Annotated in this window: 23 protein-coding genes; 9 read left to right on the top strand and 14 right to left on the bottom strand. The window is 68.2% G+C overall.

From position 1 onward, the window contains the following. Positions 1-5: 5 nt before the first annotated feature. Positions 6-962 (top strand): PDR/VanB family oxidoreductase, encoded by a 957-nt coding sequence (locus KIT53_RS08585; protein WP_297750620.1) that lies wholly within the window; start codon positions 6-8, stop codon positions 960-962. Between the two features lie 9 nt (positions 963-971). On the opposite strand, the gene KIT53_RS08580 is transcribed toward KIT53_RS08585, so the two are convergent. The 4 genes from KIT53_RS08580 to KIT53_RS08565 all read right to left on the bottom strand — a co-directional run bounded on the left by KIT53_RS08580 (position 972) and on the right by KIT53_RS08565 (position 5,105). Next, on the bottom strand, positions 972-1,976 hold the full coding sequence (locus KIT53_RS08580) for a hypothetical protein (protein ID WP_297750617.1): 1,005 nt from the start codon (positions 1,974-1,976) through the stop codon (positions 972-974). A gap of 130 nt (positions 1,977-2,106) precedes the next feature. After that, positions 2,107-3,006: a DMT family transporter gene (locus tag KIT53_RS08575; protein WP_297750614.1), complete on the bottom strand. Its 900-nt coding sequence runs from the start codon at positions 3,004-3,006 to the stop codon at positions 2,107-2,109. 66 nt (positions 3,007-3,072) lie between these two features. Further along, positions 3,073-3,579 carry a methylated-DNA--[protein]-cysteine S-methyltransferase gene (locus KIT53_RS08570; RefSeq protein ID WP_297750611.1) on the bottom strand — a complete coding sequence of 169 codons (507 nt, stop codon included), beginning with the start codon at positions 3,577-3,579 and terminating at the stop codon, positions 3,073-3,075. Next, positions 3,576-5,105, bottom strand: coding sequence for an Ada metal-binding domain-containing protein (locus KIT53_RS08565; RefSeq protein WP_297750608.1), 1,530 nt, complete (start codon positions 5,103-5,105; stop codon positions 3,576-3,578). The genes KIT53_RS08570 and KIT53_RS08565 overlap by 4 nt, the downstream gene beginning before the upstream one ends. Before the next feature lie 126 nt (positions 5,106-5,231). On the opposite strand from KIT53_RS08565, the gene KIT53_RS08560 reads away from it, so the two are divergent. Continuing rightward, positions 5,232-6,614 (top strand): phosphomannomutase/phosphoglucomutase, encoded by a 1,383-nt coding sequence (locus KIT53_RS08560; RefSeq protein WP_297750605.1) that lies wholly within the window; start codon positions 5,232-5,234, stop codon positions 6,612-6,614. A 25-nt stretch (positions 6,615-6,639) separates the two neighbouring features. Here KIT53_RS08560 and KIT53_RS08555 read toward each other — a convergent pair whose 3' ends face one another. Together KIT53_RS08555 and KIT53_RS08550 are read right to left on the bottom strand one after the other, a co-directional pair. Beyond that, a complete protein-coding gene (locus tag KIT53_RS08555; RefSeq protein WP_297750602.1) occupies positions 6,640-7,890 on the bottom strand; it encodes a 3-deoxy-D-manno-octulosonic acid transferase in 1,251 nt (416 codons plus the stop codon). 8 nt (positions 7,891-7,898) lie between these two features. Beyond that, positions 7,899-9,299 carry a glycosyltransferase N-terminal domain-containing protein gene (locus KIT53_RS08550; RefSeq protein ID WP_297750600.1) on the bottom strand — a complete coding sequence of 467 codons (1,401 nt, stop codon included), beginning with the start codon at positions 9,297-9,299 and terminating at the stop codon, positions 7,899-7,901. A gap of 114 nt (positions 9,300-9,413) precedes the next feature. Between KIT53_RS08550 and KIT53_RS08545 the strand changes: the two genes are divergently transcribed. From KIT53_RS08545 to KIT53_RS08525, 5 genes are read left to right on the top strand one after another with little or no spacing between them, the layout of a single operon-like run. Then, on the top strand, positions 9,414-10,115 hold the full coding sequence (locus KIT53_RS08545; RefSeq protein WP_297750598.1) for an acylneuraminate cytidylyltransferase family protein: 702 nt from the start codon (positions 9,414-9,416) through the stop codon (positions 10,113-10,115). Continuing rightward, the gene (locus tag KIT53_RS08540; RefSeq protein WP_297750594.1) at positions 10,112-11,164 is read left to right on the top strand and encodes an N-acetylneuraminate synthase family protein; all 1,053 of its coding nucleotides are present in this window, start codon (positions 10,112-10,114) and stop codon (positions 11,162-11,164) included. The genes KIT53_RS08545 and KIT53_RS08540 overlap by 4 nt, the downstream gene beginning before the upstream one ends. Next, positions 11,164-12,282 carry a UDP-N-acetylglucosamine 2-epimerase gene (gene neuC, locus KIT53_RS08535; protein WP_297750591.1) on the top strand — a complete coding sequence of 373 codons (1,119 nt, stop codon included), beginning with the start codon at positions 11,164-11,166 and terminating at the stop codon, positions 12,280-12,282. The genes KIT53_RS08540 and neuC overlap by 1 nt, the downstream gene beginning before the upstream one ends. Positions 12,283-12,298: 16 nt before the next feature. Further along, positions 12,299-13,531, top strand: coding sequence for an O-antigen ligase family protein (locus KIT53_RS08530; protein ID WP_297750588.1), 1,233 nt, complete (start codon positions 12,299-12,301; stop codon positions 13,529-13,531). Then, positions 13,528-14,619: a rhamnan synthesis F family protein gene (locus tag KIT53_RS08525; RefSeq protein WP_297750585.1), complete on the top strand. Its 1,092-nt coding sequence runs from the start codon at positions 13,528-13,530 to the stop codon at positions 14,617-14,619. The genes KIT53_RS08530 and KIT53_RS08525 overlap by 4 nt, the downstream gene beginning before the upstream one ends. Here KIT53_RS08525 and KIT53_RS08520 read toward each other — a convergent pair. The 7 genes from KIT53_RS08520 to KIT53_RS08490 all read right to left on the bottom strand — a co-directional run bounded on the left by KIT53_RS08520 (position 14,616) and on the right by KIT53_RS08490 (position 23,503). Further along, positions 14,616-15,983, bottom strand: a complete 1,368-nt coding sequence (locus KIT53_RS08520) for a TolC family outer membrane protein (protein ID WP_297750582.1) — start codon at positions 15,981-15,983, stop codon at positions 14,616-14,618. The genes KIT53_RS08525 and KIT53_RS08520 overlap by 4 nt on opposite strands. Positions 15,984-16,029: 46 nt before the next feature. Beyond that, entirely contained in the window at positions 16,030-16,368 is a 339-nt protein-coding gene (locus KIT53_RS08515; RefSeq protein WP_297750579.1) for a rhodanese-like domain-containing protein, read from the bottom strand. 15 nt (positions 16,369-16,383) lie between these two features. Continuing rightward, positions 16,384-17,088 carry a protein-L-isoaspartate O-methyltransferase gene (locus KIT53_RS08510; RefSeq protein ID WP_297750576.1) on the bottom strand — a complete coding sequence of 235 codons (705 nt, stop codon included), beginning with the start codon at positions 17,086-17,088 and terminating at the stop codon, positions 16,384-16,386. Positions 17,089-17,129: 41 nt separating this feature from the next. Further along, positions 17,130-20,309 (bottom strand): efflux RND transporter permease subunit, encoded by a 3,180-nt coding sequence (locus tag KIT53_RS08505; protein ID WP_297750574.1) that lies wholly within the window; start codon positions 20,307-20,309, stop codon positions 17,130-17,132. A gap of 22 nt (positions 20,310-20,331) precedes the next feature. Further along, complete coding sequence (locus KIT53_RS08500; protein ID WP_297750571.1) at positions 20,332-21,477, bottom strand: efflux RND transporter periplasmic adaptor subunit; 1,146 nt, start codon at positions 21,475-21,477, stop codon at positions 20,332-20,334. A 27-nt stretch (positions 21,478-21,504) separates the two neighbouring features. Then, complete coding sequence (locus KIT53_RS08495; protein ID WP_297750568.1) at positions 21,505-22,197, bottom strand: TetR/AcrR family transcriptional regulator; 693 nt, start codon at positions 22,195-22,197, stop codon at positions 21,505-21,507. 109 nt (positions 22,198-22,306) lie between these two features. Beyond that, positions 22,307-23,503, bottom strand: coding sequence for an acyl-CoA dehydrogenase (locus KIT53_RS08490; RefSeq protein ID WP_297750565.1), 1,197 nt, complete (start codon positions 23,501-23,503; stop codon positions 22,307-22,309). Positions 23,504-23,609: 106 nt separating this feature from the next. Between KIT53_RS08490 and KIT53_RS08485 the strand changes: the two genes are divergently transcribed. Both KIT53_RS08485 and msrA read left to right on the top strand, forming a co-directional pair. Further along, positions 23,610-24,500 carry a LysR family transcriptional regulator gene (locus tag KIT53_RS08485; protein ID WP_297750562.1) on the top strand — a complete coding sequence of 297 codons (891 nt, stop codon included), beginning with the start codon at positions 23,610-23,612 and terminating at the stop codon, positions 24,498-24,500. A 26-nt stretch (positions 24,501-24,526) separates the two neighbouring features. Next, entirely contained in the window at positions 24,527-25,066 is a 540-nt protein-coding gene (msrA, locus tag KIT53_RS08480) for a peptide-methionine (S)-S-oxide reductase MsrA (protein WP_297750559.1), read from the top strand. On the opposite strand, the gene KIT53_RS08475 is transcribed toward msrA, so the two are convergent. Further along, positions 25,063-25,950 (bottom strand): EamA family transporter, encoded by an 888-nt coding sequence (locus KIT53_RS08475; RefSeq protein WP_297750556.1) that lies wholly within the window; start codon positions 25,948-25,950, stop codon positions 25,063-25,065. The two genes, msrA and KIT53_RS08475, sit on opposite strands and share 4 nt — an antisense overlap. Positions 25,951-25,994: the final 44 nt, after the last annotated feature.

The following is a 25,994-nucleotide window of genomic DNA, read 5'->3' as shown; positions in this document are numbered from 1 at the left end:
ACCGCATGGCCGATCAGTCCCTGAAGGTACGCCTGCGCCAGATCCGCCTGGAGGCGCAAGGCATCGTGTCCCTGGAGTTCGTGGCCGCCGACGGCGGGGCCTTGCCCGGGTTCACCGCCGGCGCCCACGTCGATTTCCTGTTGCCCGGCGAGAAGGTGCGCAGCTACTCGCTGCTCAACGACCCGCGTGAGACCCACCGCTACGTGATCGCGGTGCTGCGCGAGGCCGAGGGCCGTGGCGGTTCGGTGTGGTTGCACGACCGCCCGCGCGTCGGCGACGTGCTGGAGGTTCGCCCGCCGGTCAACGATTTCGCGCTGGCCGACACCCCCTCGGAATCGGTGCTCGTGGCCGGCGGCATCGGCATCACGCCGCTGCTGTCGATGGCGCGGCAGCTCGAACGCGAGGGCCGACCCTGGCGCCTGCACTACGCGGCGCGCTCACCCGCTCATGCAGCCTTTCTGGACGAATTGCGCGCGCTCGACGCCGGCCGTGGGCGCGTGACGCTGCACTGTGGCGAGGCCGGGCAGGTGCGGCTGGACATGGCTGCCGCCGTGGCCGCGGCGCCAGCCGATGCGCACTTCTATGGTTGCGGACCGGCCCGCATGATCGAGGCCTTCCAGGCGGCGTGCGCGGCACGCCCGTCGGCACAGGTGCATCTGGAGCGTTTTGCCGCCAGCAGCGAGGCCGCCACCGCCGGCGGTTTTGAACTGGTGCTTCAGCGCAGCGGACAGCGCATCGCGGTGGCTCCGGGCAAGACCATCCTGGACGCGCTGCTGGACCACGCGGTGTCGGTCCAGTACGCCTGCAGCGCGGGTGTCTGCGGCACCTGCATGACGGGGGTGATCGAAGGCGAACCCGATCACCGCGACGAGTACCTGACGGATGAGGAGCGGCGCGAGAACCGGCAGATCATGATCTGCTGCTCGGGATCGAAATCGCCGACGCTGGTGCTCGACCTGTAGCGAGCGCCGTCAGCGGCCACCGTGCCCTGGGCTGCGGACTGGGGCGCGCTGGTGCTGCTTCTGTGTGTCGTGCCGGGCCTGGCCCGTATGCTGCCGCTCTACCTGCCGCCGCTCGGCTTCCATGCTTTGCTTGACCTGCTCCAGCACCGACCGGTAGTGCGGCGGGAGGAACCTGTGGGCGCTGGCGTCGTTGCATCCGTAGCCCGGTCTCGTGGCCGTGTCCTGGCGAAACTGCCGGCGGTCTGCCGCAAAGGCCGACTCGCTGTCGGCATGGGCGGAAGGCACGGTGCTCACGATGCCACAGGGTGTGCCCCGGGTGCGCAGCAGGCGGCGCACGTCGGGCGCGTGGCCGGCGCCCATGACGGCGACGACGAGCGCATCGGGGTGCCGCCCACGCAGCGCCTGGATGGCGCTGGCCATGTCCTGGTCTCTCTGGCCGTTGCAGGCCTCGACGAGGCGGTTGCCTTCAGACGGGTTGTCGTCTAGGGCAGCATTGCCAACGACCCACACCGCATGCTCCGGCGTGTAGCTGCGTTCCAGCGCTGCCGACTCGCCGGTCGCGGGCGGCACGGTCCCGTGAGTGCCCTGCAACTCGCGTTCATAGCGCACGGCCACCGGAAGACCCTGTTGCTCGCAATAGGCTTGCAAGGCCTTGACATAGGCCGTGCGCCGCTGCGGATGCGTGTGGGCTTCGGTGACGATGAGCACGTCGCCGGCCTGGGGGGTGGACCGTTGGCCCGGAAACGCCGCCTGCAGGCGGATGTCCCTCAGCGGGCCGGCTAGGCCGAGCGCATCCGGCGCGATGGGGGAGGCGAGGTCGAAGCCAGCCGGCGTTCTGGGGGCATGGGCCCCGCCCGCGGCGCCGGCCCGCGCGGGCGGCCCGGCGGTGTAGCCGGGGCCGCCCAGGTGTGGGTCTTGGTGTGCCTCAAGGTCTTGGGCGGCGGCCGCGCCCTGGGCTTGCGCTTCGGCGGCCAGGGCAGCGATGGTGAGGTAGCGCAGCGCGGCGAGTGGCATGAAGGACTCCTTCGTTGTGAGCGGGTCGTTCATTGAACGCCTGCCGCGCGCGCGGGTGCTTCGTTTTCGCCGGGTGGGACCTGGGTGTACCGAACCGTGGGACGGCGACCACCAAATGCCGTACCCCCGCTCAGCCCTTGGGCTCCAGCCAGCCCAGCCTCACCAGCCCGGTCGACAGGGCGGTGCCGCAGACGATCACCAGGCCGCAGCCCAGCATCAGCGGTGTGATGGTCTCGCCCAGCAGCAGCGCGCCGTAGATCAGCGCGAACACCGGTATCAGGAAGGTGACGGTGAGTGCGCGCGCAGGCCCGGCCCGCTCGATCAGGCGGAAGTACAGGATGTAGGCCACGCCGGTGCAGAGCACCCCGAGCGCGGCGATGGCGGCCCAGGCGGTGGCACCCGGCGCGGAGGCGGGCCAGAGCCACAGGGCCGGCGCGGCCAGGCCCAGCACCGCGCCGAGCTGGCTGCCGGTGGCGGTCACCATGGAGGGCAGGCCGCTCAGGTAGCGCTTGGTGAAGCTGGCGGCAATGCCGTAGCACAGGGTGGCGAGCAGGCAGGCCAGCACCGCCCAGGCCGGCGCGATGCCGGTGACCGCATCGGGCTTGAAGCTGGCCTTGCCGCTGGCCAGCACCACGATGCCGGCGAAGCCGATCACCAGGCCCAGGATGCGCGAACCGTTGGGCCGGTCCTTGAGCCAGAGCCAGGCCACCACGGCGCCGAACAGCGGCACGGTGGCGTTCAGGATGGCCGAGAGACCCGTGGTGATGGAGAGCAGCGCGAACGAGAAGCAGGCAAAGGGGATGGCCGAGTTCAGCACGCCGACCAGGAAGACGGATTTCCAGTGCTGCAGCAGCAGGCGTCCCTGGCCCTTCCAGAGCAGGATGGGCAGCAGGAAGGCGGAGGCCACCGAGACGCGCACGAAGGCGGTTGGCAGGGCGCCGAAGTCCACCACCGACAGGCGCATGAAGAGGAAAGAGGCGCCCCAGAGGGCGCCCAGCAAGACGAATTCAAGGGCGAGCGCGGTGTTCATGGGCGCACAGTATGGGGGTGCCGGTCGGTGGCCATTGATGTCCGTTGGCGGGGGGATTGATGCGCGTCATGGGTGGACGGCGCGCTGCTCCAGCGCCAGCAGCGCAGTCTTGCGGTGCAAGCCCCCGGCATAGCCGGTGAGCGAGCCATCCGATCCCAGCACGCGGTGGCAGGGCACGACGATGCTCAGCGGATTGCGGCCCACGGCGGCGCCCAGCGCTCGCACGGCGGCGGGCTGGCCGATGGCCGCGCTGAGCGCGCCGTAGCTGGTGGTCTGGCCGGCGGCGATGCCCAGCAGCGCCTGCCAGACGCGCTGCTGGAACACCGTGCCGGTGCCCAGGTCCAGCGGCAGTTCGAACGCTAGGCGACGGCCGTCGAAGTAGGCAGCAAGCTGGTCCATGGCCGCGCGCAGCAGGGGGTGCCGGTCGTCGCGCGGCCAGGCCGAAGTGTCCGGCTCGTGGCGCTGGCCGTCGAACCACACGCCGCAGAGGCCCTGTGGCGTGGCGGCCAGGGTCATGGCGCCGAGCGGTCCGGACCAGGCGGCGCGGACGGGGGTGGGGCGGGTGTGTTTCATGGTGTCGATCCGGTCGGGGTGGAGAGGGTGCCGGCGGCCCAGGCACGGACCACGGCATAGCTGCGCCAGGGTCGCCAGGCCTGCGAGGCGGCTTCGGCCGCGCGCGCGGGCTGCCGCATGCCCTGCACGCCGAGCGACTTGTGCAGGGCCACGTCGCCAGCGGGAAAGGCGTCCGGCCAGCGCAGGGCACGCATGGCGATGTACTGGGCCGTCCAGTCGCCGATGCCCGGCAGGGCCTGGAGCGCGGCCAGTGTGGCAGGAACGTCCGCGCTGCCGTGCAGCGCCAGGCCGCCATCGGCGACAGCGCGGGCCAGCGCGACGATGGCCGCCTGGCGCTGGCGCACGATGCCGAGTTCACCCAGCGCATCGCCTTCGGCCTGCGCCAGGACCTGTGGCGTGGGAAACAGGCGTGTGAGGCCGTCGAAGGGCGTGTCGACGGCCTCGCCGAAACGCCCGACCAGGCGCTGCGCGAAGGTGCGCGCGGCCGCCACCGTGACCTGTTGTCCGAGCACCGCGCGCACCGCGAGTTCGAAGCCGTCGAGCGCGCCGGGCACGCGCAGGCCGTCACCGTGTGGAAAGCTGCCGTGCAGCGCCGTGTTGATGGCCACGGGGTCCGCATCCAGGTCCAGCGTGGCGCGCAGCCGGTGGATGACCTGCGGCAGCACTTCGCGCAGGGAATCGCTCACGCGCAGCAGCACCTGGTTGCGCGCCGGCTCGAATTCGGCCAGCAGCCAGCCGGTGTGCACGCGGGGGCCGGCCTGCAGGCGCAGGGTGTGTCCCAACTGCCGGTCGTGCGCGACGAAGGCCACGCCGTCGATCAGGCGCTGGCGGAAGAAGGCCAGCGTGGCCGCCACGTCGTAGGGCGGCCGGTAGCCCAGGCGCACCGTGGTGGTTCCCTGGCCGGCGGCGGCTTGCTGCCCCTTGGGGTTGTCCTGCCGCAGTTGCGTGGGGTTGAGGCGGTAGTGGTCGAGAAAAGCGGCGTTGAAGCGCCGCACGCTGGCGAAGCCGCTGGCCAGGGCCACCTGGGTCACCGGCAGGTCGGTGTCGGCCAGCAATTGCTTGGCGGTGAGCAGCTTGCGCGTCTGCAGGTACTGCAGGGGAGACACGCCCAGGTGTTCTTCGAACACGCGGCGCAGGTGGCGGTCGCTCACGCCCAGACGCTCGGAGAGGCGCTCGCCCATGGCGCGCACGCCGTCACCGTCCTGCCAGTGGCGCGGATCGTCGAGCCATTGCGTGGCCTGTTGCACCAGGATGGCCGACGCGTCTTCCGTCGACCAATGCCGCTCCAGCGGCGCGAGTTCGGGCCGGCAGCGCAGGCAGGGGCGAAAGCCGGCGCGTTCGGCCTGCGCCGCGTGTTCGAAGAACCGGCAGTTCTCGCGCCGCGGGGTGCGCACGCGGCAGACCGGGCGGCAATAGATGCCGGTGGAGGTGACGGCGGTGAAGAAGCGGCCGTCGAAGCGCGCATCGTGCGAGCACAGCGCGCGGTAGCAAGCGTCGTCGTCGATGGGGGATGGGGCGCGGCTCATGTCAGCCATGGTAAGGACTGTGCGGTATTTGGGCTGGCCGTTTCCGGACATGTGCATTTTTCGACACCGGCGTCGCGGAGGCTCCCCCTAGAATCGATTTTTCCTTTCTTCGAACCAGGGAACCCCATGCAAGTTGCCGCGTCCATCTTCAAGGCCTATGACATCCGTGGCGTGACGCCGACCGACCTCAACGAACCGGTGGCCGAAGCCCTGGGCCTGGCCTTTGGCACCCAGGCCATGGCGCAGGGTGAGCGCACGGTGGCCGTGGGGCGCGACGGGCGCCTGAGCGGCCCGGGGCTGTCGGCGGCGCTGATCCGAGGACTGGTGGCCGCGGGCGTGGACGTGATCGACATCGGCATGGTCACCACGCCCATGCTGTACTTCGCGGCCAGCACCCTGTGCAGCAGTGGCATCCAGGTCACGGGCAGCCACAACCCGCGCGACTACAACGGCTTCAAGATGGTGCTGGGCGGGCGTGCCATCTATGGCCAGGACATCCAGGCGCTGCGCCAGATCATGGAGGCCGGCAGCCACCGGCTGGCCGAGGGCGGGCGGGTGCGCCTGGTCAACGTGGCGGCGGCCTACCAGGCGCGCATCGTGGGCGACGTGAAACTGGCGCGCCCGATGAAGCTGGTCGTGGACTGTGGCAACGGCGTGGCTGGCGCGTCGGCGCCCGCGATCTTCCGGGCCCTGGGCTGCGAGGTGATCGAGCTCTACAGCGAGGTCGACGGCCATTTCCCCAACCACCACCCGGACCCGAGCAAGCCGGAGAACCTGCAGGACGTGATCCGCACCCTGCGCGAGACCGATGCCGAGTTGGGCCTGGCCTTCGACGGCGATGGCGACCGCCTGGGCATCGTCACCAAGGACGGCAACACCATCTACCCGGACCGCCAGATGATCCTGTTCTCGCAGGATGTGCTTTCGCGCGTGCCGGGTGGTGACATCGTCTTCGACGTCAAGTGTTCTCAGCGCCTGGCCCCGGCCATCGAGGCCGCGGGCGGCGTGGCGCACATCTACAAAACGGGCCATTCGCTGATCAAGGCGCGCATGAAGGAGCTCGGCAGCCCGCTGGGCGGCGAGATGAGCGGGCACATCTTCTTCAAGGAACGCTGGTTCGGCTTCGACGACGGCACCTACGCGGGCGCCCGCTTGCTGGAGATCCTCAGCCGCAGCGCGGATGCCAGTGCGGTGCTCAATGCCCTGCCCACCAGCCACAGCACCCCGGAACTCAACGTGGCCTGCGCCGAAGGCGAGCCGCATGCGGTGGTGGAGAAGCTGGTCGCGCTGGCGCGGTTCGACGCGCCGGCCCGGGTGTCCACCATCGACGGCGTGCGCGTGGACTGGCCCGATGGGTTCGGCCTGATCCGTGCCTCCAACACGACGCCGGTGCTGGTGCTGCGTTTCGAAGGCCATACGCCCGAAGCCCTGCACCGCATCGAGGCGGCCATGTTGACCCTGCTGCGCCTGGGCAAGCCGGATGCGGTGCTGGGGGCTTCCGCGCACTGACCGCCGCGCGCGAGCCAGCCAGGGCTCAGGCCGGCAACAGCCCCAGCACCCGCGAGATCACCACCTCGGCCTGGGGGTCGGACCGTGCCGCCGTGTCGCGGGCATGCGGTTGGGTCCAGACGGCCGACACCGCGCGCACCACCGCGTCGGCATCGGGAACCGGGCGGCTGTGCCCCAGGGCATCGAGCCTTTCGTAACTCTCTGAAAAATTCCACACGTTTGGGCCATGCAGCACGGCACAACCCAGGGCCAGCGGCTCATGCGGGTTGTGGCCCCCGACAGGTGCGAACGAGCCGCCTACCAGGGCGATGGGCGCCAGCCGGTACCAGAGCCCCATCTCGCCGATGCTGTCGGCCACATAGACCGGTGCCTGCGTGGCGAGCGGGATGCCCGCGCTGCGCAACGGGGCCTGTTGCGCCAGTGCGGCCACTTCCGCTCCGCGTGCCGGCGCGCGCGGAGCGATCAGCAGCAGGGCATCCGGGTGTCGCTCGCGCAGACGCGCATGGGCCTGCAGGGCCAGCGCCTCTTCCCCCGGGTGGCTCGATGCCAGCAGCCACACCGGGCGTACGCCCAGGGCCTCGCGCCAGGCTCCGAGCTCGTCCGCATCGCAGCCCAGCGGCGGCACCAGCGACTTGATGGTGCCCGTGACCGTGATGCGCTCACGCGGTGCGCCCAGCGCCACCAGCCCCTGTGCACTGGCCTCGTTCTGTGCAAACACGTCCTTGAATCCCGGCAGCAGGGCCCGGTAGAGCCAGCGGCCCCAGCGCCGCTTGGCCAGGGATTCGGGCGAAAGCCGCGCATTGACCAGCACGCGGGGAATGCCTCGTGCGTCGGTGCCAGCGATCAGGGCGGGCCAGAGGTCCATTTCGCACCACAGCGCCAGCGAAGGCCGCCAATGGTCGAGGAAACGTGAGACCGCATCCGGGGTGTCCACGGGAGCGAACTGGTGCTGGCAGCGCGGCGGCAGGCCGGTGCGTTTCAGTGCGTCGCCCGACGTGCGCGCGGTGGTGGTGATCAGGAAATGGCAGTCGGGCCGCAGCGGTGCCAGCCGCGCGAACAGGCCCGCCAGCGCCATGGCCTCGCCCACGCCCACCGCATGGCCCCAGACCATGTTGCCCGGCGGGCGTTCGGCGTATTCGCTGCCCAGCTTCTGGCGCACGCTGCGCGGCGTCTCCTTGCCGCGCCGCAGCCTGCGCTCCAGGCCCCGGCGCCACACGGGCGCGAGCACAGCCGCCAGCGTCAGGTAGGCGCGCAGCGCCCAGGGGCTTCGCGGCACCGCCCCGCTCACCGGGTGGCCTCCAGCCAGGGCTGCAGCGTGGCCATGTGGCGCGCGGTGGCGCCACCGTGTTCCGCGTAGAACGCCTGCGCGCCAGCGATGGCGGCGGCGTAGGCGGTGGGAGAGGTCAGCAAGTGCACCAGGGCGTCGGCCAGGCTGGGAATGGTCATATGCTGCTGCAGCACGCCGGCGGCCAGCGCTTCCACGCCGGGGTATTCGATACCCCAGATGCTGTGGCCCACCATCACCGGCTTCTTCAGCGCCAGCGGTTCGATGACGTTGTGGGCGCCCAACGGCACGAACGAAGCACCCACCACCACCACCTGAGCCAGCGCGAGGTAGAAGTACATCTCGCCCAGCGAGTCGCCCAGCAGCACGTCGATGCCGGCCATGTCCGGGGCGTCGGGCGTGGGCCTGAGGTCCGCGTCGAGCATGCGGCTGCGGCGCGCTACCTTCAGTCCGGCTCCCTCGATCAGGCCGGCCACTGTGTCGAACCGCTGCGGGCTGCGCGGCACGTAGACCACCAAGGGTTTCGGCAGGCCGGCTTCGGCCAGCCCAGCCTGCACGCGGGCCATGGCGTCGATGAACTGCTCGTCCTCACCGACGATGGCGCTGGCGAAGCAGAGCACGGGGCGTCCGCCGGGCCTGCCGGTGGCCAGGTTCCAGGGGTCCAACAGGGCGTGCGCGGCCGCCAACTGCGTGGGCGATACCGGCAGATCGAAACGCGTTTCGCCAGCCACCACCACACGCTCGCAACCCACGTCGCGAAAGCGCTGGGCATGCGTCTCGGACTTGCACAGGACCAGTTCGTAGGCCTGGAAGATGCCGGCGCGAAAACCGCCCCAGCGGCGGTCGCGTTCGATGCTCTTCTTGGGGTACTGCGCGTTGGCGATGCACAGCGGCACATGGCGGCGGCGGATGGTGGTCAGCAGCACCGGCCAGGTGTCGATCTCGGTCATCATGGCCGCGCGCGGATGGACGCGACGGATGAAGCGGCGCACCGCCCAGCCCAGTTCCAGCGGCACGAACGCGACCTGCGCCCGGCCCTGCGCGATGGCGTCGGCGAACAGCGTGCTGGCCGCGGTGCGGCCAGCAGGGGTGAGCGTGGTCACCAGGACCGGGTAACCCGCGGCGAGCAGGGCGCGCACCAGCGGCGCGGCGCCGCGGATCTCGCCCATGGATGCCGAATGCACCCACAACGGGTGCCGCAGGTTCGTCGAAACGGCGCCGAAGCGCTCGCCCCAGTGCTGGCGGTACAGGGGCTCGCGTTGGCCGCGCCGCCACAGGAACAGCAGGAAGAGCGGCAGCAGCAGATGCCACAGCAGTTCATAGAGCGCGATCATCACCGGCAGGCGCCAGCCTGGCGGAAACGGTCGGGGCGATGGGCGAGGGGAGGAGGGCTGGTCCATCGGGCAAGGCAGGGGCGTGCGCGCCGGGCGACCGGCAAAAGGCATTCAGTATAGTTACGCACCCGCCCCCGCCAGCCCGGCGCCCTGGGGGCTCGCACCACAGGAACCCCACCCATGACCCTTTCCTCTTCGGCCTGGACCGCGGTCATCCCGCTGCGCGCCGGCTCCAAGGGTCTGCCCTCCAAGAACATCCGTCCGCTGGCGGGCAAGCCGCTGTACCGCCACGCGCTGGACCAGGCGCTGGCTGCGGGCGCGGCGCGGGTGGTGATCACCACCGACATGCCCGAGGTGCTGGGCGCCCCATTGCCCGATGCGGTGGTCCTCGTCAGGCGGCCTGCCGACCTGGCGGGTGACGGCGTGCCCATGGCGCCGGTGCTGCAGCATGCCCTGCAGTCGGCGGGGGTACGGGGCACCGTGGTGCTGCTGCAGGCCACCTCTCCGCTGCGCCTGCCGTCCGATATCCAGTCCGCGCTGGCCGTGTTCGGTCGGGGCGGTTTCGAGCTTGTGATGTCGGTGACGGAGGCGGACCGGGGGGTGCTCAAGTGGGGACGGCTGCAGGGAGAGCGCTTCCTGCCGTTGTCGGAACCGGCGCATTGTTTTGCGAACCGGCAGAGCCTGCCTCCCGTGGTGCGGCCCAACGGCGCGATCTATGTGATGGACGCGGATGGGTTCGTCGCGCGCGGCAGCTTCGTCAGCGAGCACATCGGCGTGCTGCAAATGCCCGCCGAACGCAGCCAGGACATCGATTCACAAGAGGACTTCGAGCGCTGCGAGGCGGCGCTGATGGCCTCGACCCAGAAGGAAACCCTTTCATGAAGATTGCCCACCGCGAGATATCTCCCGCCCATGCGCCACTGGTGGTGGCCGAGATCGGCATCAACCACGGCGGCAGCCTGGACGTGGCCAAGGGCATGGTGCTGGCGGCGCACCGCGCCGGCTGCGAGATGGTCAAGCACCAGACGCACTTCGTCGAGGACGAGATGACCGACGAGGCCAAGGCCATCTTCCCGCCCAATGCCGACAAGTCGATCTGGGACGTGATGGCCGAGTGCGCGCTGTCCAAGGACGACGAAATCGCGCTCAAGCGCTATGCCGAATCGCTGGGCATGATCTACATCTCCACGCCGTTCTCGCGCGCGGCCGCCGACTTCCTCGCCGAGATTGGTATCCCTGCTTTCAAGATCGGTTCGGGCGAGTGCAACCACGTGCCCTTGATCCGCCACATCGCCAGCTTCGGCAAACCGGTGATCATGAGCACCGGCATGCAGACCATCGCGGGCATGCGGCCGTCGGTGCAGGCGCTGGACGACGCTGGTGTGGAGTACGCGCTGCTGGAGTGCACCAACCTCTACCCCTCGCCGCCGGAGATCGTGAGCCTGCAAGGCATCACCGAACTGCGTCAGGCGTTTCCGCGTGCGGTCATCGGTTTTTCCGACCACAGCATCGGTCCTGAAATGGCGCTCTCGGCGGTGGCGCTGGGCGCCTGCATTCTGGAGCGGCATTTCACGGACACGCGCTACCGCAAGGGACCGGACATTCCCTGTTCCATGGACCCCGCCGAACTGAAGTTCCTGATCGACCGTTCGCGCGAAATCCACACCGCGCTGCACAACCCCAAGGTGCGCACCGCACCCGAGGAAGATGTCTACCGCTTCGCGCGCGGCTCCATGGTGGCCGACCGCGACCTGGCCGCGGGCCATGTCATCACCGCCGCCGACATCTGGGCGCGGCGCCCGGGCTCCGGCGAGATATCGGTGCAGCATTTCGACCGTCTGGTTGGCGCCCGGCTCACGCGCGCCGTCAAGCGCAACCAGCAACTGCTGTGGAGCGATCTGGACGGCGTCCAGCCGCTGGCCAATACGTGATGGCGCACAAGCTGCTTTTCGTCACTGGCACGCGGGCCGACTTCGGCAAGCTCGAACCCCTGGCGCTGGCCGCGCAGCAGGCGGGCATGGGTGTGAGCTTCTTCATCACCGGCATGCACATGATGCGCCGCTATGGCGAGACGCGGCTGGAGGTGCGGCGGTTTCCCGGAGCCGAGTTCTTCGAGTTCGTCAACCAGCGCGAGGGCGATGCGCAGGACTTCATCCTCTCCAAGACCATCCTGGGTTTTTCGGATTTCGTGCACGAGCACCGGCCAGACCTGGTGGTGATCCACGGCGACCGCGTCGAAGCGCTGGCCGCCTCCATCGTCTGCGCCATGAAGTACATCCCCTCCGCGCACATCGAGGGCGGTGAAGTCTCCGGCACCATCGACGAGAGCATCCGCCACTGCAACACCAAGCTTTGCGCGCACCACTTCGTGAGCTCGGAGGGCGCGCGCCAGCGTGTGCTGGCGCTGGGAGAGCCCGCCAACCGCGTCTACAACATCGGTTCGCCCGAACTCGATACCCACGCCCGACCGTCCGGCGTCACGCTCGCGCAGGTGAAGGCGCGCTACGCCATTCCCTTCGACGACTACGGCATCGCGATCTTTCATCCGGTGACGTCCGAGGCGGACACCATCGGTGCGCAGGGGCAGGCGCTCTTCTCGCGGCTGGAAGCCAGTGGCCGCCATTTCGTGGTGATCTCACCCAACAACGACCCGGGCACCGAGGACATCTTTGCGGTGCTCGATCGCCTGCCGCGCGAACGCTTCCGCCAGATTCCCTCGATGCGCTTCGCCTACTTCTCCGAACTGATGCGGCATGCCTCAGCCATGGTGGGCAACAGCAGCGCGGGCGTGCGCGAGGCGCCATTCCTGGGCTTGCCCAGCTTGGACGTGGGCACGCGGCAGAACCGGCGCGCCAGCGGTCCTTCCATCACGGCCTGCGCCGCCACCGACCAGACCGTCATCGACCACTTCCTCCGCTCTACCTGGGGCAAGCGCTTCACCCCGGACACGACCTTCGGCAACGGCCACGCCGCCGAGGCCTTCGTCGAAGTGCTGAACCGGCCCACGTTCTGGGAGCAACCCTTGCAGAAAGCCTTTGCCAGTGACTGACGCGCCCGCTCCAACGGTGCTTGACCGTTTCCAGTCCACCATGGACCAGACCGCACGCTGGGCGGCCGTGACGCTGATGCTGGGCGTGCCCACCTCGATCGCGCTGGTCAACATCTCGCTGTTGCTGATCCTGGTGGGATGGTTTCTCTCGGGCCGCTTTGCCGAGAAGTGGGCGCTGATCCGGCACCATCCGATCACCTGGCCCAGCCTGCTGTTGTTCGGGTTGGTGCTGGTGGGGATTGCCTACACCGACGCGCCGCGCTCCACCATCGGTTCGCACCTCTACGTCTACAGCAAGTTTCCGATGATGCTGATGCTGCTGACCTTGCTGCACGAGCCACGCTGGCAGCAGCGGGCCTTGCTCGCCTACGTGGCCGGGGCACTCATCACGCTGGTGTCCACCTACGCCAACGTCTGGGTGGAGGTGCCCTGGTCGGACACCCACGTGCGTGGATTCGGCGTCAGCCACAACGTGTTCAACGACTACATCGCCCAAGGCCTGGCGATGTCGGTGTTCACCGCCATCGCCGTGGTCTTCGCGCTGGAGGCGCGTACCTTGCTGGGGCGCCTGGGCTGGGGCCTGGTGGTGGCGCTGACCGTCTTCAGCATCACCCATCTCCTGGAGGGGCGCACCGGCCAGGCCGTGCTGCTGGTCATGTTCAGCGCGCTGGCGCTGGTGTCGGTTCCGGTGGCCTGGCGCTGGCGCGCGCTGGCCGGGGTGGTCCTGGTGATGGTGGTGTTGTTTGCGTCTTCGCCTTTGCTGCGCGAGCGCGTGCTTTCCGGCATCCATGAGTTCACGCAGTACATGCAGGGCGGCGTGGTGGCCACCTCGATCGGCGCGCGGCTGGACATGTGGAAGAACGCGCTGGACATGTTCCTCTCCAGCCCGGTGTGGGGCCATGGCACGGGCGGCTACCGCGTGCTCTCGCTGCAGATCTACAACGACGCTGTGCAATGCGCCGTTTCCTGCGTGCACCCGCACAACCAGTTCCTGTTCTTCGCCGCCGAGCACGGCATCGTCGGCGTGCTGGCCTACGCCTGGCTGCTGTGGGCGGCTTTTCGTGCGGGGCTTTCTCTCGAAGGGCGCTACCGTTTGCTGGCGGTGGCCTTCATGGCCATCCTGTTCGTCGACAGCTTCATCAACGGCCCGTTCTGGGTCACCACCGAGCGCCACCTGTTCGCGTCGGTGATGCCGCTGCTGCTGGCCGGCTGGCGACCGAGGCCGTCGGCACCGGAGGCACGTTCTTGATACCTCGCTGGAAAATCGAACGCGAGTTCGAGACGTTCAAGCAGCAACTGCAGGCGCTGCCCGAACGCCTGATCGGGCCTGCGCGCCAGCGCCGACTCGACGCACGGTTCCCGGCCGACTACCGCGTGCTCAATGGGGCCGCAGCGCGCACGCCCAAGGTGGCGATCTTCCTGATCTACCAGCCGCGCGGCATGGCCGGTTCGGTGCTCGCCACCTGCCAGCATCTGGCGCGCCACGGCTACGCGGTGATGCTGGTAGCGAACTCGCCGGTCTCCGCGCAGGACCAGCAAACCCTGGGTCCCTACGTCTGGCGGTTCGTCGAACGGCCCAACTTCGGTTACGACTTCGGCGGCTACCGCGACGGCATCCGGCTGCTGTGGCACTGGTCGGTATCACCGGAGCAACTCATCATCCTCAACGACAGCGTGTGGTTTCCGCTGGCGCAGAACGAGTCCATGATCGACGCCATGGAGGCTTCCAGCGCCGGCTTCCTCGGTGCGCTGCGCTACGTCGAGCCTGGGCAGCCCGAGGGCGAGCATGCGGGCATTTTTCTCTCCTACTTCTTCCTGCTCAAGCGGCCTGTTCTGACCGCCGACGTCTTTCTGGACTACTGGAACCGCTACGTCTCGACCAGCAACAAGTACCTCACCGTGCGCCGTGGTGAGCGGGGTTTTTCACGGACCTTGTTTGCGGCGCAGGTGCCTTCCGAAGGCATTTATTCGCGCGAGCGCATGCTGGCGCTGCTGGCCACGCAGGGCGACGACGCGCTTGCCAAGACGCTGGACTACGGTGCCTACACCGATGGCAACCTGCAGCGCGAGAGCGAGGAACTGCTGCGCGCCTCACCGCGCGACGCGGCCTGGCGCGAGCGGGTGATGGCTCACATCGGTGCGGCCAGCGCCCGGCGCAACTTCCACTCCACCTTCTGCTACGCCACCATCGGCCTGATGGGCGTACCCCTGCTCAAGAAGAACCGAGGTGAGCTGCAGGTCCGCATGCGGCGGCAGTACGTGCGCGCCGTGCTGGCCGGTGACCTGCCCCGACCAGACGAGGCGACCTTCGCCGAAATCCGTGCCAGTGTCGATTAGGGTGCCAGCAGGGCGTTGACCGGCCGCAGGTCTTCGGGCAGCAGCTTGCCGCTGGCCTGGCGCAGGCGCAGGCTGCTGAGCAGCACGTTGTAGCGCGCCTGGGCCAGGTCGCGCTTGGTCTGGAAGAGCTGACTTTGCGCGTTCAGCACGTCGATGTTGATGCGCACGCCCACCTGGTAGCCCAGGCGGTTCGCATCCAGCGCGCTCTGGCTGGAGGCTTCGGCAGCTTCCAGCGCCTTGACCTGGCTCTGGCCCGACACCACGCCCAGGAAGGCGCTGCGGGTATTGAGGTCCACGCCGCGGCGCGCCGCCTCCAGGTCGGTGCGGGCCTTCTCTTCGAGCGAGAGGGTTTCCTTCACACGGTTCTGGATGGCGAAGCCCGCGAACAGCGGCATGTTGAGCTGCACACCCACGCTGGCGTTGTTGGTGCGCACATTGCCCGGTATGGTGGCCACCGAAGACGGGGCGCGGCTGATGTTGTATTGAGCGACCAGATCGACCGTGGGCTTGTGCCCTGCTTCGGCCTTGCTGGTTTCCAGCCGGGCGATCTCCAGCGCGCGCTGTGCCTGCAGGATGGTGGGGTGGGTCTCATCGGCCAGGTTGACCCAGGACTGCGGATCGGCAGGCACCAGATCGGGCAACGCAACCGGCGCGGCCAAGGGGCGCGGCGTCACGCCGCTGCGCCCCACCAACTGGTCCAGCGCCAGCTTCTTCACGCGCAGGTTGTTCTCCGCCGCGATCTCCTGTGCCAGCACCAGGTCGTACTGGGCCTGTGCCTCGCGCGAGTCGGTCACGGTGGCGGTGCCCACCTCGAAGTTGCGCTTGGCGGCGGCGAGCTGCTCGGCCACGGCGGCCTTCTGCGCCTGCACGAAGGTGAGGGTGTCCTGCGCGGCAAGCACGTCAAAGTACGCCTGCGAGGTGCGCACGATCAGGTCCTGCTCGGCCTGGGTGAGCTGGGCGCGGGCCACGTCGATGGAGAGCTGGGCCTGTTCATCGGCCAGTTTGTTGGCTGGGCGGTACAGCGGCTGGCTGGCCGAGATGCCGGTGCTCTGCGTATCGGTGGTGGCGTCCAGTGCGTTGTTGCTGCTGTCGCGGCGAGCCCAACTGGCCGCGGCGGCCAGCCCCACCTGGGGCAGCAGGCCGGCGCGGGCCTGGGCCGCACGTGCCAGATCGGCGTCGTACTTGGAGAGCGCCGACAGGTAGGTGGCATCGAACCCGCGCGCGGCCTCGTACAGCTCCACCAGGCTCTGCGCCTGCGCACCACCGGCGGCGCCCAGGGCGATCAGCGCAGCCAGTGCCGAGCGCCGCAGCGCCGGCCATCTGCCGTGGCGGGTGGGGGTGAGCGGGGCAATCGGGGCGGTCATGAGAGGTCCTTTGAAACGGGCGATGCAAAACGGGCGGCGTGGTGGCTCAGTACACGGGAATGCCGGGGTCGACCTGATGCGACCAGGCATGAATGCCGCCTTCGATGTTGACCACGGTGGTGAAGCCGTTCTGCAGCAGAAACTGCGCCACCTGGGCGCTGCGGCCGCCGTGGTGGCACAGGCAGGCGATGGGGCGTTGCCGGTCCAGTTCCGGGTAGCGCGCGGGCACGCTGCGCATGGGCATGGCCAGCAGTTCGAAGCCGTCGGGCTTGACCGAGGCGGTCTGCAGTTCCCAGGGTTCGCGTACGTCGAGCACCACCGGCGGTTCGCCGGCGGCGTTCTGGCGCAGCCAGTCCTGGAGTTGGGCGGGGGTGATGTGTTGCATGGGGCAATGGGCCTGTCAGAAACGGAAACCCGAAGGCTCGGGAAAGTTCCGAAGGCGCGGAGCCACGGTGTCCCAGGGTTGGGCGGTCTGGAACGAGGCCTCGCCCGTGCGGGTGACGATGGTGGCGCGCATCATGGGCTCACTGCCCACGATGGCCGCGAGCCGTCCGCCCGGTGCCAGCAGGCTGAGCAGGACCGGCGGGATCTCGGCAACCGAGCCACTGAGCACGATGGCGTTGAACGGGCCCAGCGCCGTGCAGGCGGCGAAGCCGTTGGCGGCCGCGTCGGCCTCGCGCACATCCACGTTGTGGATGCCGGCGGCCTGCAGGTTCTGGCGCGCCCGCAGGGCCAGCGCCGGGTCGATTTCCAGCGTCACCACGCTGTGGGCGAGGCTGGCCAGCAGCGCGGCCATGTAGCCGCTGCCTGCGCCGACCTCCAGCACCTTGTCCGATGCCTGCAGCGCCAGATCCTGCAGCAGCCGCGCCTCCACCTTGGGGGCCAGCATCACCTGGCCTTCCACCGCTGGCTGCGTCAGCGGCAGTTCCATGTCGGCGAAGGCCAACGAGCGGTGGGCGGCTGGCACGAAGGCTTCGCGCCGCACCTGGCCCAGCAGTTCGAGCACTCGGCCGTCGAGCACCTCCCAGGGGCGGATCTGCTGCTCGATCATGTTGAAGCGTGCGTGGTCCAGACGGGCCTGTTCAGGGGTGTTGGTAGAGGTCATTTTTATACTCCTTGGGGTATGTTAGCCGAAGTTGCCCGATTTTACCGAGCGGCCTCTGCCGCCTCCGGCTGCGAGGGGGGGAGACCGAGAAGGCGCCGCACCCAGGCAGCGAAATCGTCCATGTAGCAATAGACCACGGGCACCACCACCAGCGTGAGCAGGGACGAGGTGATGACACCGCCAATGACGGCCTGGCCCATGGGCGCGCGTTGCTCGGAGCCTTCGGTCAGTGCGAAGGCCAGCGGCACCATCCCGAACACCATGGCCAGGGTGGTCATGAGAATGGGGCGCAGCCGCACCCGTGCCGCCATCAGCAGGGCCGACTCGCGGTCCATGGGCGGTGCGCCGGCCCGGCCTTCGCGGGCGCGGATGGCGAAGTCCACCAGCAGGATGGCGTTCTTGGTGACCAAGCCCATGAGCAGCACGATGCCAATGACCGAGAACATGCTCATGGTCGAGCCGAACATCAGCAGCGTCAGCACCACGCCGATCAAGGTGAGCGGCAGCGATGTCATGAGCGTGAGCGGTTGCAGGAAACTCTGGAACTGGCTGGCCAGGATCATGTAGATGAAGATGATGGCCAGCGCAAGCGCGGAGAGCGCGTAGCCGAACGACTCCTGCATGTTCTTCGTCGATCCGCTGAATTCGTAGCGGTAGCCAGGCGGCAGGGCGATCCCGTCGAGAACCTGCCGGATCTCGGCCGACACCTCGCCCGCCGAACGGCCATAGACGTTGGCACTGATGGAGACCTCGCGGTTGAGATTGCGGCGGTTGATCTGGTTGGGCCCGGTTGCGCTGACGACGTCGGCCACCTGGCCCAGGCGCACGACGCGCGCGGTACCGTCGGCAGCACTGCCGACCATGAAGGGCAGGCGTTCCAGGTCGCTGGCGCGCTCGCGCCGTTCGGGTGCCAGGCGCACATTCACGTCGTAGCTCTGGCCGTCCGCCGCGCGCCAGTTGCCCACCGTGGTGCCGGCCACCAGTGTGCGCAGGCTGGCTCCCACCGAGGCCACGTTCAGGCCAGCGTCGGACGCCAGGTCGCGCTTGAGCTTCACATCCACCGTGGGCTTGTTGGGCTTGACGCTGGCGTCCAGGTCCACCAGCCCGACGATCGGGCGGACGCGCTCCATCACCGTTTGCGTGAGGCGTTCGAGCTCCGCCAGGTCGTCACCCTGCAGCGAGAACTCCACCTGCTTGTTGCCTCCTACGGCGTCCAGCAGGCCGGCATGGGTCACGGTGATGCCGGGCACGCTGCGCAGGCGGTCGCGCAGCACCGCGGACATGGCGTCGGCGCTGAGCGTGCGGTCCTTGCGGTCCACCAGGCGCACATAGATGCTGGCGTACATGCTGCCCTGCGCGTTGCCGGTGTTGATGGTGGAGAGCGTGTAGCTCACTTCGGGGAACTCGCGCAGGATGGCCTCTACCTGCCGCGTCTTGGCCTCGGTGGCCTGAATGGACGAACCCACCGGCGTGTAGAAACTCAGCGAGGTCTCGGAAAAATCAGCCTTGGGCACGAACTCAGTGCCCAGCACCGGCACGATGAACAGGCTGCCCACGAAAGTGGCCAGCGCCAGGCCCAGCGTGGCCAGTTTGTGCTTCAGGGACCAGCGCAGCGTGTTCTGGTAGGTCTCAGCCAGGTCGTCCTGGACACGGTCGAACCAGCCGGTCACACGGCCTATGGTTTTGTCGTAGAGCGTCCTGGGCGCGGCGTGCTGTCCGTGCTTCTCGATTTCCGGGTCATGCCAGACCGACGACAGCATGGGGTCCAGCGTGAAGCTCACGAACATGGAAATCAGCACGGCCGCGACCATGGTGATACCGAACTCGTGGAAGAACTTGCCGATGATGCCGCCCATGAAGCCGATGGGCAGGAACACCGCGACGATCGACAGCGTGGTGGCGAGCACCGCCAGCCCGATTTCCTGGGTGCCGTCCATGGCGGCGTTGAACGGTGTCTTGCCCATCTGCACATGGCGCACGATGTTTTCTCGCACCACGATGGCGTCGTCGATCAGCAGACCCACCGACAGCGTGAGCGCCATCAGGGTGATCATGTTGATGGTGAAGCCGAACAGGTTCATGAAGAAGAAGGTGCCGATCAGGGCGATCGGCAGGGTCAGCCCGGTGATGACGGTGGAGCGCCAGGAGTTCAGGAACAGGAAGACGATGAGCACGGTGAGCGCCGCGCCCTCGATCAGCGTGCGGCGCACGTTGTCCACAGAAACGCGGATCGGCCGCGAACCATCGGCGATCTGTTCCAGGCGAACGCCGGGTGGCAGTTCCGGGGCGATTGCGGCGATGGCGGCCTTGAGGCCGTCGGTCACGGCAATGGTGTTCTCATCCTGCGCCTTTTGCACCTGCAGCAGCAGCGTGCGTTGGCCGTTGTAGAGCGCCAGGCTTTCCACTTCCTGGGTGCCGTCGCTCACCTTGGCCACCTGGCCCAGGCGTACTGGCTGGCCGCCACGGCGCGCGACGATGATGCTTTCGAAGTCGGCCGGGTTGCGCAGGCGCGAGAGGACTTGCACCACGCGTTCGGCTTCGCCGGTCTTGAGCGTGCCCACCGGCAGGTCCTGGTTCTCGCTGCGCACGGCCGCATTGACCTGCTCCGTCGTCACGCCCAGCGCTTCCATGGCCGAAGGATCGAGGTCGATGTTGATGGTGCGCTGCGTGCCTCCCACCAGAGTGACCGAACCCACGCCACGCACATTCTCCAGCCGCTTCTTGAGCACCTGATCGGCCCAGGTGGTGAGCTCGACCGCGCTGGGCGCCTTGCCGTCCACGGCCTGGGGAATCACGGCGACCGACCAGATCGAGCGGCTGGCCGGGTCGAAGCGCAGCACGCGCGGCTCCTCCACCTCGTCACGGAACGCCGGGCGCAGGATGGCGATCTTCTCGCGCACGTCCTCGGCCGCCTTGCGGCCGTCCACCGTGAGCTGGAACTCGATGATCACCACCGACTGGCCTTCGTAGCTGCGCGAGGTCAGTGCGTTGACACCCGCGATCGCGTTGACCGATTCCTCCACCTTCTTGGTGACTTCCGATTCCACGATTTCCGGCGAGGCGCCGGGGTAGGCCGTGGTGACCACGACGACAGGGAAGTCGATGTTGGGGAACTGATCGACCTGCAGGCGCTGGAACGAGAACACGCCGAGCACGACGAAAGCCAGCATCACCATGGTCGCGAAGACCGGGTTGCGCAGCGATACCTGGGTGAACCACATGGTGCGTTCCGCCGCTCGCTGTTCAGTTCGTGGCCAGCCGAACGGCCGTGCCCTCGCGGATCATGCCGGCCTGTGCGCTGAGCACCTGCGTACCTTCGGCCAGCCCGGGAACCTCGCGCATGGGTTCGCCGTTGCGCAGGCCGCTGGCACCGCCGTTGATGGTGAGGTGAGCGACGGTGCCGTCGCGGACCACTTGCACATAGGGTTGCGGCTTGTCGTTGCGAACAGCCGAGGCAGGCACCGCGGTCGCGCGCGCCGTGCCGGTCATGAGTTGGCCTTGCGCAAAAAGGCCTTGGCGCATACCCGCTGCAGCCGGCACGCGCAGGTACACCAGCACGCTGCGGCTACCCGCCTGCACGCTGGGGTTGATGCGCGAGACGCTCGCCTGCACGGGCTCCGCCAGACCTTCCACGCGCAGCGTGGCCGGTTGACCGACACGCACCGCCACCGCATCGGCGGGCGCAATGGCGGCTTCCATCTCGAAAGCGGACAGGTCCACCACGTCGAACACGCGCGTGTCCACGCCCACCCGTTCGCCGTTCTGCACCAGCCGGGCCGAGATGTGTCCGCTCAGCGGCGCACGCAGCGTGGTATCCGCCAGGCCCTTCTGCGCGATGTCCAGCGCGGCCAGCGCGGCGCGGTGGTTGGCTTGCGCGGCAGCAAGGTTGTTGCTCGACGTCTCCAGCGCGGTGGCGGAGATGAAGCCCTGGCGCACCAGCGCCTGGTTGTTGTCCAGCGTGCGCTGCGCGATGCTCACCTGGGCCAGAGCGGATTCGGCTTGCTGGGCAGCCTGGCGGACCCGTGCCTGTGCTTCGGTGCTGTCGATGCGGGCGAGCACCTCGCCGGCCGCCACCGGGTCGCCCTCGCGCTTGTGCAGGCCCTGGATCTCGCCTGCCACGCGGGCCTTCACCGCCGCGGTCTGCAGCGCTTCGACGGAGCCTGAGATGGCCACCGCCTGTTGCAGTTCCAGGGCTTCGGCCCGCACCACGTCACCCGCTCCCAGGGTGTAGACCGGTGCTTTCTGCATGGACTCGGCCGCCGCACGCGCCGCGGTGGCCTGCGCCTTGCGCTTGTCCAGTGCGCGCACCAGGCCGATCGCGATGCCCAGTACCAGCAGCGCCAGCAGAAGCCATTTGATCCAGGTGGGACGCGGGCGGTTGGGGCTCATGGGAAGGGCGGTTGAAGATCTGGGTTGTCAGGGGGTCTGTCCGGGCACGAGCATGCCGTCCAGCAGCAGGTCGACCTGGCTGTCGATGAAACCGATGGGGTCGATCTGCTGGGAGGCCGGGGCGCAGGGCGCCATGGAGTGTTTCCACATCAGCAGAAAGATCATGGGCGCGATCAGGCTGTAGACCGCGTAGTCGAGCTGCATGGGGCGGAACTCGCCTCGGTCGATGCCGCGCTGAAGAATGCGGCGCAGCAGGTCGTGGCCGGGGGCGATCACCTCCTGCTGGTAGAAGGCTGCGATCTCGGGGAACATGCCGGCCTCGCTCATCACCAGCTTGGTGATGCCGGAGGCGGCGGTCATGCCGATGCGTTCCCACCAGACGTGCAGGCTGTAGCGCACCAGTTCGGCGCTGTTGCCGCTGAAGCCTTGCAGTTCCAGATTCCATTCCGCAAAGCGACCAGCGATGTTCTCGCGCACCACGGCCTTGAACAGCTCTTCCTTGCTGGGGAAGTACAGGAACAGCGTGCCCTTGGAAACGCCGGCGCGCGCCGCTACCTCTTCGACGCGGGTGGAGGCGAAACCCTTCTCGACAAAAAGCGCCAGCGCAGCGTCCAGCAGTTCGCCCGGACGGGCCTCCTTGCGGCGCGTGCGGCGCTGGCGCGGCTCGGCGCCGTTGTCGGGCGCCGTGAGAGGCGTGACGGGGGTGGGTGGGGCAGACATGGGGTTTAATGACCGACGGGTTATTAATATAACCCATACCCCTGGCTGCTTCGTGTCGCCCCGGTAAAGACAAGGCAAACGGTGGCGCGGCCCAGGCCGCGCACCGGGCTCAGTTGCCGAACGCCGCGATGCCGGTGATGGCGCGCCCGAGGATGAGGGCGTGGATGTCGTGCGTGCCCTCGTAGGTGTTGACCACTTCCAGGTTCACCAGGTGGCGCGCCACGCCGAATTCGTCGGAGATGCCGTTGCCGCCCATCATGTCGCGTGCCACGCGTGCGATGTCCAGCGCCTTGCCACAGCTGTTGCGCTTGAGGATGGAGGTGATTTCCACGGCGGCGGTGCCCTCGTCCTTCATGCGGCCCAGGCGCAGGCAGCCTTGCAGGCCCAGGCTGATCTCCGTGAGCATGTCGGCCAGCTTTTTCTGCACCAGTTGGTTGGCCGCCAGCGGCCGGCCGAACTGCTGGCGGTCCAGCACGTACTGGCGGGCGCGGAAATAGCAGTCCTCGGCGGCGCCCAGCGCACCCCAGGCGATGCCGTAGCGTGCGCTGTTGAGGCAGGTGAAGGGCCCTTTGAGGCCACGCACCTCGGGGAAGGCGTTCTCTTCCGGCACGAAGACCTCGTCCATCACGATTTCGCCGGTGATCGAGGCGCGCAAGCCCACCTTGCCGTGCACGGCGGGGGCCGAGAGGCCTTTCCAGCCCTTTTCCAGGATGAAGCCGCGAATCTGTCCGCCGTCGTCCTTGGCCCAGACCACGAACACATCGGCGATCGGGCTGTTCGTGATCCACATCTTGGCGCCAGACAGCTTGTAGCCACCGTCCACCGCCTTGGCGCGTGTGACCATGCTGCCGGGGTCGGACCCGTGGTTGGGTTCCGTGAGCCCGAAGCAGCCGATCCATTCGCCGGTGGCCAGTTTCGGCAGGTACTTCTGCTTCTGCGCCTCGGTGCCGAATTCGTTGATCGGCACCATGACCAGCGAACTCTGCACGCTCATCATCGAGCGGTAGCCGGAGTCGACGCGTTCCACTTCGCGCGCCACCAGGCCGTAGCAGACATAGTTCAGGCCGGCGCCGCCATAGGCCTCAGGAATGGTGGGGCCCAGCAGGCCGAGCTCCCCCATCTCGCGGAAGATGCTGGCATCGGTCTTCTCGTGCCGGAAGGCCTCCTGCACACGGGGCAGCAGGCGCTCATGGCAGTAGGCCCGTGCGGCGTCCATCACCTGGCGCTCGTCTTCGCCGAGCTGGGCAGAAAGGTGGAAGGGGTCTTCCCAGCTGAAGCTGGCTTTGGCCTTTTGGGGGGAAAGCATGGCGGTTGTCTCCGAGATGAAAGGACGGGGGATCGGGCGATTGTCGGCGGCCCATGAATACTTGTCTAATATTGACAATGTATTCATCAATCCAAAATACATATCTATGGAGTTCCGTCACCTGCGTTATTTCCTGATGCTGGCCGAGGAACTGCATTTCGGCCGCGCCGCGCAGCGCCTGGCCATCACGCAGCCGCCCCTGTCGCTCAACATCCAGCAACTGGAGGCCTCGGTGGGCGCGCAACTGTTCGTGCGCAACAGCCGGGGCGTGCAGCTCACCGCGGCCGGCCAGGCCTTCGTGCCGGCCGCGCGTGCCCTGCTCGAGCAGGCCGGTGAGGCCGCCCGCGAGGCGCGCGAGGTGGCTCAGGGCGTTCTGGGCAGTCTGCAGATTGGATTCGCCGGGACGGTGCTCTACAGCGGGCTGCCGCAGATGCTCAAGGGTTTTGCCCAGCAGCATCCCCGCCTGAGGCTGACGCTGCGCGAACTCAGTTCCAGCGACCAGCTCATCGACCTGATGCACGAGCGGCTGGACGTGGGCTTCGTGCACACCACGCGCGTACCCGCCGGGTTCTCCCAGATCCTGGTCTCGCGCCAGCCCTTCGTGGCCTGCCTGCCGGCCGCTCATGCGCTGGCCCGGCGCAAACGGCTGGTGCTGACGGCCTTGCAGGGTGAACCGTTCGCCATGATTTCGCGCACCGTTTCCCCGGACTACCACGAGCGCATCCTCGGGCTGTGCGCGGATGCGGGTTTTTCGCCTGAGATCCGGTTCGACCTGCGCCATTGGCTCAGCGTGGTCTCCATGGTCTCTCAGGGTCTGGCGGTCGCTCTGGTGCCCGCTGCCTTGCGGCAGGCTGGCCTGCCAGGCGCGGTGTTCGTGCCATTGGAGGCGCAGACCTCGTCCTACGAGACGCACTGCCTGTGGAAGACCGACAGGGACCAGGCGGCACTGGCTGCATTCCTCGGTGTCGTGCGGGCCTTTGCATTGCCGCTAGAGTGAGTGTTTTCCCGAGAGAGGATGCCAACATGGGCGACAAACAGGTGCTGGTCCTCGGTGGCGGCTGCTTCTGGTGCACCGAGGCGGTGTACAAGGAAGTGCGTGGCGTGACCGACGTCGAGTCGGGCTACAGCAACGGCCAGCCGAAGCAACCCAGCTACGAGATGGTGTGCACGGGCACGACCGGGCACAACGAGGTGGTGCGGCTGGAGTACGACCCTGCGCAGATCAGCACGCGCGAGATTCTGGAGATCTTTTTCGTGGTGCACGACCCGACCACGCTCAACCGCCAGGGCAACGACGTAGGCACGCAGTACCGCAGCGGCATCTACTTCACCACGCCGGAACAGGCGCAGGTGGCCAGGGAGCTGGTGGAAGAACTCAACCGGGACGGTGTCTACGGCCGGCCGGTCGTGACCGAGGTACTGCCCCTGGACAACTACTGGCCCGCCGAGGCCTACCACCAGGACTTCTTCGAGCGCAATCCGTTCCAGGGCTATTGCATGGCGGTGGCGGCACCCAAGGTGGCCAAGTTCCGCAAGACCTTTGCGCGGTTGTCCAAAGGCTAGGAGCCTGGGCGGACTGCGGCGCTTCGGCGTTGCAGCAGGGGCCAGCAGACGATGATGGCCAGGCCGCCGAGCACCAGCGCAGCGGCACCCAGCTTCCAGGCGGGCAGAGCCTCCCCCAGCGTGATGGCCGATGTCCCGATGCCGAACACGGGCACCAGCAGAGCCCAGGGCGTCACGGTGGCCGCAGGGTGGCGCGAGAGCAGCCAGTTCCAGGCACCGTAGCCGAACAGGGTATTGCCCAGCGCCTGCCAGACCACGCTGGCCCAGACGCGGGCGTTGGCATGCTGCAGGCCGCTCAGCATGGCCTGCGGGCCTTCGACCCACAATGAAATCGCCAGCAACGGCGGCACCGCGAAGAGGCTGCTCCAGATGGTGAAGTGCAGCATGTTGACCGGCCCCAGGGATTTGACCACCAGATTGGCGCAGGCCCAGAAGAACGCGGCTGTGAGGACCAGCGCCATGCCCAGCAGCGTGACGGTGGCGTCCACGTTGGCGGCGATCAGGCCCAGGCCTGCCAAGGCCAGCAGCAGTCCGGCGACTTGGTAGCCGCGCACGCGCTCACCCATGAGCAGAAGGGATAGGCCGATGGTGAAAAACACCTGCGATTGCAGCACCAGGGAGGCCATGCCGGGCGAGATGTCGTGCCGCATGGCCAGGTAGAGCAGGCCGAACTGCCCGGCCCCGAGCAGGACGCCGAAAGCGGCCAGTTTGCGCCAGGGTGCCGTGGGGCGCGGCAGGAAGAGCGCCGGCAGGGCCGACAAGGCCATGCGCAGCGCGACCATGAGAAACGGCGGCAGCCCATCGAGACCCCAGCGGATCACCACGAAGTTCGTGCCCCAGACAAACACCACCGAGAAGGCGAGCAGGAGATGGGTGGTGGGCAATCGGGGCTCCGGGGACAGGGGCTGGCAGTATAGCCAGCCCTTTC

The organism is Hydrogenophaga sp. (assembly GCF_026125785.1).
GTDB lineage: Bacteria > Pseudomonadota > Gammaproteobacteria > Burkholderiales > Burkholderiaceae_C > Hydrogenophaga.
This window is presented reverse-complemented; position numbering and strand designations above follow the sequence as displayed.